The following is an 11,909-nucleotide window of genomic DNA, read 5'->3' as shown; positions in this document are numbered from 1 at the left end:
TTATGCCTCTTTCTTTGATGATGAAGCAATCATTTGAGCTGCACTAAACAATACAACAGCAACAACAACCCATTGTAATAATGCTACATCAAGACTCTTAACTACAAAGACAGCAACAAGAACACCTAATGAACCAAAAATAGCTGCAAAGAGTGTAATCTTGCGTGAATAACTGTCTAATTTAATAAATTGCATTGAACCTACTGGAACTGAGAATGTACATGCACCCATCATAATAGGGAATGCTACTAAAGGACTAAGACCTAAAGCATAAACAGTTGCAGAGGTTAAGGCATATGAGCCAATACCAATGTTATTAACAGCACCATATACAAATGATAAGACACCAAGTAAGACAAGTTTAAATCCTGTTAAACCTGTTGCAGTACCACCTGTTGGATAAATTCCAACTTTACCAGCAACAATTAATCCAGCAGCAATTATAAGACCTGTTGCTACAAAACGTTTAATAATTCGTACAGGTAGTTTTACAACATAACGTGGTGAAATATATGCACCAACAACTTGAGCAATAATAGCCACTAATAATGTTGTGAGGTCTACATCAATGGAAGAAATATAGGATAAAGCCATTACCGCTACCGGAATAACACATTGCGTGTTAAGTGTCCCCGGTAATTTTTCATCAGTAGTCCATTTTAACTTTGGATAAACTGCTGCCCCAATAGCAAAATCCGAAATTCCAAATGTTGATAAAAGAAAGATAAAGAACTCCACAAAAGCCATCATAATTGGATTTCCAGGTTCTTTCATTACCTCCCCTTTGTTTTTCAGTAAATCTTTAACAAATCTAATTGCAAAGACACCATTCACTAATACGATTAACACTAAAATTATCGTTAAGATATTCATCTTACCCTCCTATTGAAGTGTGAAAATATCTCTAAGACTACGCATATCGTCCCCGTATTGTTGTCGTGTTTCTTCTGGGAAATCTCTTAACATTTTTAAACAGAATGCATCATGTCTGACGTATTCTTGAGAGAACCAAACCATGCTTTTATTCTTTGTATGAATTGCGCTTGTCTGTTGAGTATTAGGAATCGTTGCATATATTACTTCTTTTGAATCTATCACAACGGTCAACCAACGTGCTTCATTTTCTTCAAGTAAGCGTTTCTCAAATCCATGAGTAAACACATTTTGTAGAGAATGTTCGTAATGTTGAGATTCATCATAAAGAATTACTGCTACTTTTGCAGTCGTTTCTTTATCACGGATTCGTGACTCTATTGCTTTAATTAATTCAGGTTTCCATATTTGAATAAGTATTTCTTCTTGTGCTTCTTCGATCATTTCTGCAACTCGTAGAAGCACCTTGTCATAACCTGATAAATGCCAAATCTGATCGTCGTCCCCGATTTCATTTATTTTGCTTGACTCACTTCGTAACACATCCAGAGATTTTTGCAGTTCAAAAACAGCCATTTTTTCAATCCTTGAAACTGGTTCTGCTTTATAAATTACGTTTCTTCCGTTGTGTGAATTTGAAAGTACACCCTTATTTACAAGTCGTTCTAAAAGCACATACACCTTACTACGTGGTACACCACTTGACTTACTTACTTCATAGCCATTCTGTGGACCAGTTTGTAGTAAAGCAATATAGACTTTAGCTTCGTTTTCTGTGAAACCAAGGGAATTCAAGACTGTAATCAGATTCTCCATGCAAAACTCCTTTCAGTAACAAATGATATTCGTCACCTTCTGTAACTACTATATACAATTTGAATCAAATGTTTCTAGCACGATTCGTTAAAAGTTTGAGATATTATTAACAAATCAATTCATTTAGTTACTATGAGTGACTACATTGTAAATATATGAGTATAGTTTCACAAAGTATGTGAGATAGGATACTTTTTCAACAAAAAAAAAGATTACCAACTTCTGGCAATCCCTTCTCAATATTTTATTTATTAACCTCAAATAAGATATCACTATCATCCTTTATAACAATACTTTCACCGGAAGTCACAATACTCATACTTACTGTTTCTCTCTCTTTTGAAGCAATGAGATCCCAATCTGCAGTACCTAGTAGATCGCCACGCTTCACAGTATCTCCTTGAGAAACTTTTGTTTCAAATCCTTCTCCATTTAACTCTACTGTATTAATCCCTAAATGAATAAGAATTTCTACTCCATCATCGCGTGTTATTCCATAAGCATGTCCTGTAGGAAACACAACACTGACAGTTCCAGAACATGGTGCATAGATATTTGCATCTTCTGGTTGAATAGCAATGCCATCCCCCATCGTCTTTTGAGCAAACACTTGATCACTCACTGATTCTAAAGGAACACGTTCGCCTTTTACAAAACGGTAAATATTATTATCAACACTCTTTGACTTCTTCTTAAAAAACATTGTTATACCCTCCTCAAACATAGTATTTCAAATGGACTTAATGAATCCTTTTCATCTATATATTTTACGTCATAATTACTTAAAATAACAGATGCTTCTTTGAATTCTTTTAAATCTAGTGATACTTCTCTCCCGTAAAAATTACAGAATACACTAATCTGTTCACCATTGTATTCACGATGGTAAGCAATAATTTCAGGGTGTTCATGAAGAATAAATTCAACAGAACCCTTATCAATTGTTTCGCTTTCTTTACGAAGTTTAATGAGTGCTTTATAGAACTTAAGCACAGTTTTCTCATTGTTAAGATTATCCTCAACAGTTTGTAAGTTTGGATATTTTGAGAATCCAATCCAAGGAGTTCCTTCAGTAAATCCATAATTCACGTCATGATTCCAAGGTATTGGTGTTCGTGAGTTATCACGTGAGCGATCCATAACGATTTCTATCGCTTCTTCATGACTCTTTGTTTCTCTTAAAATATCATAGTAATTCAACGATTCAACATCACGATAATCTTTCATATCATTGAAATAGGCATTAGGTAAGCCAATTTCTTCACCTTGATATATATAAGGCATTCCACGCATCAGTTGCATCATTCCCGCTAACATTGTTGCGGATTCATAAGGATAATTTTTATCATCTGCAAATCGTGATACAGCGCGTGGTTGATCGTGATTGTTTAAGAATAGTGACATATGTGCATCATGCTCTTGCATTGAGTCTTGCCACTCTTTCATGAGATCTTTAAACATTTGGAAATCAACATCTTGTACTTCCCATTTCTTATTGTTTTTGTAATCTACTTTAAGATGGTGGAAGTTAAAAATAGTCGATAATTCTTCTGAAGATTTCATGGCATAACGAACACCTTGCTCGACACTGGTCGATGACATCTCACCTACAGTAACAATACCTTCACGACGACCATAGGTAGCTCTATTGAGCTTTCTTAAGTATTCATGAACACGAGGACCATCCGTATAAAAACGACGTCCATCACCTTCATAATCATCTTCATAGACATCCGGTTTCGAGATTAAGTTAATGACATCGAAACGTAAACCAGTAATCCCTTTATCAAGCCAGAAGTTAACGATACCTGCTATTTCTTCAAAAACTTCTTCGTTTTCCCAATTAAGATCAGCCTGTGTCTTATCAAAAAGGTGTAAGTAGTATGCATCCAAGTCTTCTACATACTCCCATGCATTCCCACCAAATTTAGAAACCCAGTTTGTTGGTTTATCTTTAAAGATATAGTAATCACGATACTTTTGATCAGTTAGAGCTTTCTTAAACCATTCATGTTCCGTAGAACTGTGATTTAATACCATATCAAACATAATACCAATACCACGTTCTTTGGCTTCTTGAATTAAACTCTCAACATCTTCCATCGTTCCAAAGAGTGGATCGATGTTACGGTAATCCGCAACATCGTATCCATTATCTTTTTGTGGTGAGATAAAGATTGGTGTTAACCAAATCATATCAATTCCTAAATCTTTTAAGTAATCAAGTTTACTACGAATTCCATTAACATCACCGATACCGTCACCATTTGAATCCATGAATGAACGTGGATAGATTTGATATACGATTGGTAATCTATTCATTCCCTTCAACTCGTTTTCCATACATATATGTTAGTGTTGCAGGAACTACCATTGCAATTAATGCTATCAATCCAAAGAGTAGCCAACGATCTGCATTGAATGATAAGAATCCTGGTAATCCACCAACACCAATTGAGTTAGCCATGAGTCCTAATCCAACAGATACAACTGCAGCAATGGATGAACCAATCATAGCAGCAATAAATGGGTAACGATACTTCATGTTAATACCAAACATTGCAGGTTCTGTAACACCTAAGTATGCTGAGATGATAGCAGGAATGGATACTTGTTCTTCTTTCTTATCGCCTCTATGTAAGAGATAGATACCAAGTACTGCACTACCTTGAGCAATATTACTAAATGCAATCATTGGCCAGAGTAATGTTCCGCCAAAGTCTGCTGTAAGTTGTAAATCAATTGCATTGGTCATGTGGTGTAAACCTGTAATAACAAGTGGTGAGTAGAAGAATCCAAAGATAGCTGCAAAGAGAACTCTTAATTGAGATGTAAGTCCTGCATAGACAACATCCGAGATCCATGCACCAATTGTCCAACCAATAGGTCCTAAGATTACATGAGCTACAAGAACTGCAGGAATAATTGATAGAAGTGGTACAAAGACCATTGATACGGCATTTGGAATAACCTTCTTAAAGAATCGCTCTAAATATACAAGAACAAACCCAGCCATCATTGCAGGAAGGACTTGAGCTTGATATCCAATCATTTGTACTTCAGCAAAGCCAAAGTTCCAAGTATTAATGGATTCAGCACCAGCTACTCCATAAGCATTCATAAGTTGTGGTGATACTAAGGTAATCCCTAAGACAATACCAAGAATTTGGGTTGTACCCATTTTACGAGTAATTGACCATGTAATACCAACTGGTAAGAAGTGGAAAATAGCTTCACCAATGAGCCATAAGAAATGGTTAACACCACTCCAGAATTGACTAACATCAACAATCGTATTGTAGATAGGAGCACCGTTTTGTGTAAATGCAAGTGCACCGTCAACTATCTTTTGTCCTAACATTTGGATTTGAACACCTTCTAAGATGTTTCTAAATCCTAGGATAAGTCCTCCGGTAATAAGCGCAGGAATAAGTGGTGAGAATATTTCTGCTAAATTACTCATAAGTCGTTGTAAAGCATTTTGATTCGATTTAGCGAGATCTTTTACAGTCTCTTTACTTGTGCCTTCTATCCCCGACACATCCGCAAAATCATTGTAAAACAAGTCAACGTCGTTACCAATAATCACTTGGAACTGTCCTGCTTGTGTAAATGTCCCCTTAACACTATCCAGTGATTCAATCTTTTCAACATCTGCTTGCTCTGGATGTTTCAATACAAAACGCATACGGGTAACGCAGTGTGTAACACCACCAACGTTATCTTTACCCCAAGATGCTCTAACAGTTGTTTCGCATCGTTAGTATATTTTCCCATGATTTACCTCCTCTTTTTTGTAATCTGGGAATCGAAGAATACCAATAAAAAAGACCTCCCAAGCGTCATTTAAAATGACTGCTCGAGAGGTCCTTGCCCAATTCAGGTTACAAAGCCTCACTTGTCCAGGTATAACATCTCTAATCGATTCAAGTGAATCGTTAGGTAGACAAGCTCTTGCGGATTAATATTTGTATTCATTCGATATTCAATGTATTCTCGAATTTTCAAGGCACAATTGTATGCACTTTCAAATTCTTCAATTACATTATAGAGCACCTTTTCTTTAAAGTCAATTTGTTTATCAATCATAATTCGTTGAACAAGCATCTTGATATGCACCATGATACGCTGTGTTGCAGGATCATCAAGCTTCAAAGAAATTAAATAATTATCACGAATAATGTTTAAACAACTTAATACTATATCGGTTAAAACTGATGACTGATTGTTGATATCTGAGTTCATTCCATTTACGATATGCATGGTGAGAAAGCCTGCTTCATCGATTGGCATTTTAAGATTATAGAATTCATTAACTTCATTCAGTAGCGATTCAGAAATCCTAAACTCCTGATCATACATAATCCTTAAATCAAAAACCATGAAGTTATTGATATCTTGTCCAGATAAATAACGTTCAATTGCAAAATGAACGTGATCGATAATAGTTACATACGAATGTGCATCTAGATTTACATTGTATAGCTGCGTTACTTTTTCAATCATTCGATAGACTTCAAAGAACATATGTTCAGGAATTTCTTGGACAAGTTGCGATGTTTTATAAAAGTCCTCACGCTTCAATTCAAAAACTTTTTCTATCTTACGGTTATCCACTTTATCGTTGACACGCACATTGAATCCAATACCCATCCCCACGATAATCACTTCTTGGAAACCATAAACTGCCCCAACGACGTTATTATTTAAGATTTTTTTAATGCGATACGTTTTATTTTCCATAATAACCTCCTTGGCAGTACCATTGTATGGTTCAAAGATAATGATGTCAAGATATTAACAAGTTTAACAATAAAAAGAATACAGAATCAATGCCTGTTCTGTATTCTAGTATTTTCCGGTTTTATTGTCCTTCCATTATAATATTTAGTTCACTATCACCAGGAACAATCATCATAAGGGAATCAATCAAATCAAGGATTCTTCCTGGATTGGTGCAGGAATTTTTAATCGATTGCGCCCCCAAAGTCTTCTCAATCTCTAATGATGAACAATTCTTTTTCTGAATACTATTAATCTTCGATGCTTTCTTTATTATTTCGTCGTTGGTATCGTTATTTGAATATATCCCAAAAAATTTCCAAAAGTCATCTAAAAACTTATCAACGCGTTCACCATTTAATTTCAGATTAAGATACCCTTCATCTTCTGGAATCGTTTGACTAAAAACCCCGCCATACCAGTCGCTCATAAAAGAAATCATAGCATAGTTGTACTCTTTATGATTTGAAGGATTCAAGGCATTCTTACTATATTGTTTCTCTATAAAATCAAAAAAATCAGGATACTCTTGATATATCTTATCAAGCTCTTTATCAGGATCTTTAAACGTCTTTCGAAGCTTTGCTTCAAGTCCTACCACTTCTACATAACTATACTCTTCACCCTGATCGTCTGTGCCGTATTTTACTGTATTTCTCTGTTCTTCACTAATTTCATTTGCATTGACGATTTGATCTTGATACACCCATATTAAACTACCTATTATTAGTATCGCAACTAAAAATCTTTTCATATGTCGCTCCTTTATTATGTAAGAGAAAAAGATAGTCAGACTAGATCAGCAAAGTAATAGAACGATTCAATTCTTCTAATCTCAATATATCATAGATATGATTGAAAATACTGTTCAAATTGACGATTTCACCAAAAGTTTAAGTATATAGAAAAAGCCACATCGAGTGGCTCTTCGGTTCTAATCTTCTAAGCTTGTTAGATAAGAAACTAAGGATTCAGATATTTCATTATCACTGTCGGTTTCAATAATGTATTCCCTTGTGATAAGTACCCTATAATTGCTTGTATAACCATAATTTTCCCTATCATATGTAAATACTTTATTATACTCAAAAGTATTAATTCCTAAATCATTGATTAATCGTTCCCTTAATGCATCCTTAGCGATCGGAGACTTAATCTGATAGATAGTATAATTCCTAGAATCTTCCGTACTTCTGCAATATATATCAGTTTCTTGAAGGAAAAACGAATGAAATGAATGTCTCCCTGAAACATTTTCACAGAGTAAGCTTTCAACTTTAGTGGTTGATGGTATTGTATTATCATTTAAAGTAGAAAATCCACTTGTTAGTGACAACAATATGTTAATCATAAAAAACCAAAACAAAATTATTACTGTCACACTCTTTAGAACAAGTCTAATATTTCTACCCATTTTTCTCCTGTCGATCAATCGCCAAATGACGACAACTACGGCAATTAACATGATATAAGGCACTATTATCTTAAATACTAAATTGTTCGAAAACATCAATTGCATCATAGAATTTAATAATACAATAATAAATAGAAAAACAGCAATATATCCTAGTGAAGTCAGATTTATGTTACTTAAACCATCCCATTTTGTTTTTTTCTTGGGATTCTCACCCTTAATGAACTTCTGACTTCGAATAACCAACCTTATTGTAGCAACTACATACACCAATGTATTAAGTGAGATAAATAGATTAATAGTTCTTAGATAATTCACGATAGGAACTACGTTAGAGTTAATGTTAATAACAGAGATCACTAATAATGATAGGCAAATCAATACATACTGTTTCATCTGTTTGTTTGTAACGCGTATTTTAATATCTACACCTTGTTCCACTTCATTAAAAACAGATATATTATTTTCACTGTATAAGATATCAAACAAACCATAGGTCATAACTGTTTCTACATCAAAATCAGATAACATATCTTTGAATTCCTGATCACTCTGTAGATTTGATAAGGTATCTCGTCGTGAATATTGAACTTGGGTTTGGTATTGATTGTAGACAACTGAATACTCTCCTTTTAACTCAGGTTTATATTCAAATTTTAATATGCGTATATAGCGAGTGAAACTTTTTACGGGATGCCATCCTTCAGCAGCCATTTTATTAAGAAACTCTTCAAAATAATCTATTTCCGTGTGTTCTACTGACAATATCTTGTATCTATTCATCTTTGGTTCCTCCAATGATTGATTCCGCTTCTCTTACCATTGACTTCAGTCTTTCAAGTTCTGATTCGAAAAGCAATCTTCCTTTATTTGTAATTGAATACGTTCGTTTTCGTCCTTCAACAGATATTTCTACTATTAACTCTTCATTTACAAATTTAGAAATAATTGTATAGAGTGTCCCTGGCCCGAGTTGTATCCTTCCCCCAGTTATATTCAGTGCAAACTCAGCGATTTCGGTGCCAAAAGTATCATGATTATAAAGTGCCATCAATGTATAAAACATTGATTCCGTAAGTGGTTGTAGAGTTGATATCAAGCAGCACACCTCCTCATTATCGCCTAGCGATATCGTATATCAATATTGTGACGCGATAATAGAATATTGTCAATAATATATATAATTTATTAATAAACTTTTTATAGTATAAATTTAACATGTTTAATATGATATAGTTAAATTATGAAAGAGAGGTTTATAGATTTATGAAAATGACTGCTGGAAATGCACTGGTTGAAGTTTTGAAATCATGGGATGTAAAACATATTTATGGCATTGTCGGAAGTTCTGTAAATGGATTAATGGCTGCTCTATATCAAGAAAAAGATAGCATTAGCTATATCCAAGTTAGACATGAATCTGCTGGAGCTATGGCTGCTTCTGGACATGCAAAAACCACTGGACAAATTGGAGTTTGTTTTGGATCAGCGGCACCGGGCGGAACCAACCTCTTTAATGGTTTATACGATGCAAAGATGGATCGTGTACCTATGTTGGCACTTATTGGTCAATCTGCTACTGAAAATCTCAATACTAATTACTTCCAAGAGATGGATGAAATTCCAATCTATACGGATGTAAGTGTCTTTAATAAGATGGTCACTACACCAGACCAAATACCTCATGTTGTTGATGAGGCAATTCGAACTGCTTATGCTCGAAGTGGCGTCGCGGTTGTTATATTACCGAATAACCTAGTTGAAAAAACAATAGACTTCGTGATCGGTAAAGAGGTCAAAACTCCACCTGCAAAACCTCAATTTGATATAAATATCGATGAGGTTGATGCTGTTCTCGATTTAATTAAGCAAGCTAAGAAACCCGTTTTCTACGGTGGTCTTGGACTAAAAGGCGCTCGTGATGTTGTTGAAGCATTTGCAACACAATTCTCTATGCCTATAGTAAGTAGTGCCATTTCAATAGGAGTTGCTGCTTCACGTGACCATCCTAATTATATGGGTCCATTTGGACGTTTAGGTACAAAACCAGCATATGATGTCTTGCAAGATGCAGACTTAGTACTATTTGTTGGAAGTAACCACCCATTTGTAAGAGTTTGGCCAACAGATGCCAAGATAATTCAAATTAATAATAGAATTGAAGATATCGCAAAACAAGCTCCTGTTGAAATGGGAATTCTAGCCGATGGTGAAACATTCTTGCGAGCTCTTATGGAAAAAATAAACCCTCAAGAAGAAACAGATTTCCTAAAAGCTGCGAGAATATCAAAAGCCAATTGGAAACGATATTTAGAAGAAGTTGCTGAAGACGAATCTCATGGTCTTTCAGCAGAAGCAGTAATTAAGGCTGTTGGAAAGTATTCAACACCTGATGCTTATTATGGTTTAGATGTAGGAAATAACACAATGTATTCAGTTCGTATGTTACCACTAAATCAAGGTAGACAATATTCAGTTAGTGGAATCTTCGCTACTCTTGGAGTTGCTTTACCATACAGTATTGCCGCTCAACTGACACAACCTGAACGTCAAGTTTGGAGCATCTCTGGAGATGGTGGTGTTGCAATGAATATCCAAGAAATAATTACACAAGTTCGTTATCAATTACCAATTATTAATATTATCTTAAGTAATCAATCGTATGGCTTTATTCAACATGCACAAATTAATAGTGAGTTCTTATATGGTGTTGATATTACCGATGTGGACTGGGCAATGACCACACGGGGTATGGGAGCAATTTCTTATACAATTAGAACTCTTAAGGAACTCGAGGATTGTATGGAAGAAATTATGGCATTACAAAAAGAAGGTAATAAAAAACCTATTGTTATTGATGCTCGTACCTATTATTCCGATCCACTCGACACAAGTATCGTTGCTCTTGATCCAAATCACTTTACACAAGAAGACATTGAAGCATATCAAAAACGATATAATTTCTACAATCAACCTTCATTATCAGAAATTCTTGATTCACTAAACTAAACGAAAAGGAGCTTTACCCATATGAAAAAAATCACAGGTTGGCATCACATTACTTCAATCGCAAGTGATGCGCAAAAGAATTACGAATTTATGACTCAAGTTTTAGGTCTTCGCCTCTTAAAGAAGACAGTGAATCAAGATGATGTTACTGCATATCATACGTTTTTCGGAGATGAGAACGCATCAGCTGGTAACGACCTAACATACTTCGATTTCCCAGGTATTCCTAAAGCAGTTCGTGGTACAAACGCTATTACTTCAATTGGACTTCGTGTTCCAAGTGATGCAGCGTTAGATTACTGGTTCAAACGTTTGGAAGAATTCAAAGTCAAACATCATGGCATTGATGAACTCTTTGGTGTTAAAGGCTTACGTTTTGAAGACCACGATGGTTTACGTTATCGTTTAGTATCTGATGAAAACGGTGCTGGTGGTACAGCTCCTGGAACTCCTAACCAGTGGAGTGATGTTCCTGATGAGTTTGCGATTATTGGTATCGGTACCATTGAAATCACTGTCCGCCATTTAGAAGGTCAAGAATCATGGTTAATTGATACATTAGGCTTTAGACGTATTGGTGAAGAAGAAGGTGCTATTCGCTACGAAACAGGCGATGGTGGAAACAGCTCAAGTATTCATGTACGCGTTGATCAAAAATCACAAAATGAATACCAAGGTTATGGTTCAGTTCACCATATTGCTCTAAGAATTCCAGATCATGCAGAACTTATGAAACGTATTGAACATGTGAACAGTCTATACTATCCTAACTCAGGATTTGTAACACGATTCTATTTTGAATCACTCTATACACGTGTTGATAGCATTCTTTATGAATTTGCAACTGATGTACCAGGATTTACTGTTGATGAGCCTCTAGCAACACTTGGTGAAAGCTTAAGTTTACCACCATTCTTAGAAGGCAATCGTGAAGAAATTGAAAGAACAATCCGTCCTTTCGATACAACACGTATTAACTACAGAAAATAAAGTAAAAAAAGAATACACTAAAAGG

General features: G+C 35.1%; 11 protein-coding genes. 2 read left to right on the top strand and 9 right to left on the bottom strand.

Going from position 1 to position 11,909, the window contains the following annotated elements; translation table 11 throughout:
- From G7059_RS04910 to G7059_RS04870, 9 genes are all read right to left on the bottom strand, one after another.
- Window positions 1–873, bottom strand: a complete 873-nt coding sequence (locus G7059_RS04910; RefSeq protein WP_166080972.1) for a sulfite exporter TauE/SafE family protein — start codon at window positions 871–873, stop codon at window positions 1–3.
- Between the two features lie 9 nt (window positions 874–882).
- Window positions 883–1,689 carry a TrmB family transcriptional regulator gene (locus tag G7059_RS04905; protein ID WP_166080971.1) on the bottom strand — a complete coding sequence of 269 codons (807 nt, stop codon included), beginning with the start codon at window positions 1,687–1,689 and terminating at the stop codon, window positions 883–885.
- Window positions 1,690–1,933: 244 nt separating this feature from the next.
- Window positions 1,934–2,392, bottom strand: a complete 459-nt coding sequence (locus G7059_RS04900; RefSeq protein WP_240920543.1) for a PTS glucose transporter subunit IIA — start codon at window positions 2,390–2,392, stop codon at window positions 1,934–1,936.
- Window positions 2,393–2,394: 2 nt separating this feature from the next.
- Window positions 2,395–4,032, bottom strand: a complete 1,638-nt coding sequence (locus G7059_RS04895) for an alpha,alpha-phosphotrehalase (RefSeq protein WP_240920541.1) — start codon at window positions 4,030–4,032, stop codon at window positions 2,395–2,397.
- Window positions 4,004–5,377, bottom strand: coding sequence for a PTS system trehalose-specific EIIBC component (gene treP / locus G7059_RS04890; protein WP_240920539.1), 1,374 nt, complete (start codon window positions 5,375–5,377; stop codon window positions 4,004–4,006). Before treP ends, G7059_RS04895 begins: the two co-directional genes overlap by 29 nt.
- Before the next feature lie 206 nt (window positions 5,378–5,583).
- Window positions 5,584–6,432, bottom strand: a complete 849-nt coding sequence (locus G7059_RS04885; protein WP_166080969.1) for a PRD domain-containing protein — start codon at window positions 6,430–6,432, stop codon at window positions 5,584–5,586.
- Between the two features lie 121 nt (window positions 6,433–6,553).
- Window positions 6,554–7,225, bottom strand: coding sequence for a hypothetical protein (locus tag G7059_RS04880; protein WP_166080968.1), 672 nt, complete (start codon window positions 7,223–7,225; stop codon window positions 6,554–6,556).
- A gap of 180 nt (window positions 7,226–7,405) precedes the next feature.
- Window positions 7,406–8,668 (bottom strand): DUF2812 domain-containing protein, encoded by a 1,263-nt coding sequence (locus G7059_RS04875; RefSeq protein WP_166080967.1) that lies wholly within the window; start codon window positions 8,666–8,668, stop codon window positions 7,406–7,408.
- Window positions 8,661–8,984 (bottom strand): PadR family transcriptional regulator, encoded by a 324-nt coding sequence (locus tag G7059_RS04870; protein ID WP_240920537.1) that lies wholly within the window; start codon window positions 8,982–8,984, stop codon window positions 8,661–8,663. Before G7059_RS04870 ends, G7059_RS04875 begins: the two co-directional genes overlap by 8 nt.
- A 167-nt stretch (window positions 8,985–9,151) precedes the next feature.
- Here G7059_RS04870 and G7059_RS04865 point away from each other — a divergent pair, with 167 nt between their 5' ends.
- A complete protein-coding gene (locus G7059_RS04865; protein ID WP_166080966.1) occupies window positions 9,152–10,894 on the top strand; it encodes a thiamine pyrophosphate-binding protein in 1,743 nt (580 codons plus the stop codon).
- A gap of 21 nt (window positions 10,895–10,915) precedes the next feature.
- Complete coding sequence (locus G7059_RS04860; RefSeq protein ID WP_166080965.1) at window positions 10,916–11,884, top strand: VOC family protein; 969 nt, start codon at window positions 10,916–10,918, stop codon at window positions 11,882–11,884.
- Window positions 11,885–11,909: the final 25 nt, after the last annotated feature.

The organism is Erysipelothrix sp. HDW6A, from assembly GCF_011400295.1.
In the GTDB taxonomy this organism is placed as follows: domain Bacteria; phylum Bacillota_I; class Bacilli_A; order Erysipelotrichales; family Erysipelotrichaceae; genus Erysipelothrix.
Note: the sequence above shows the minus strand (reverse complement) of the source record. Positions and strands in the feature narration are given on the sequence as shown.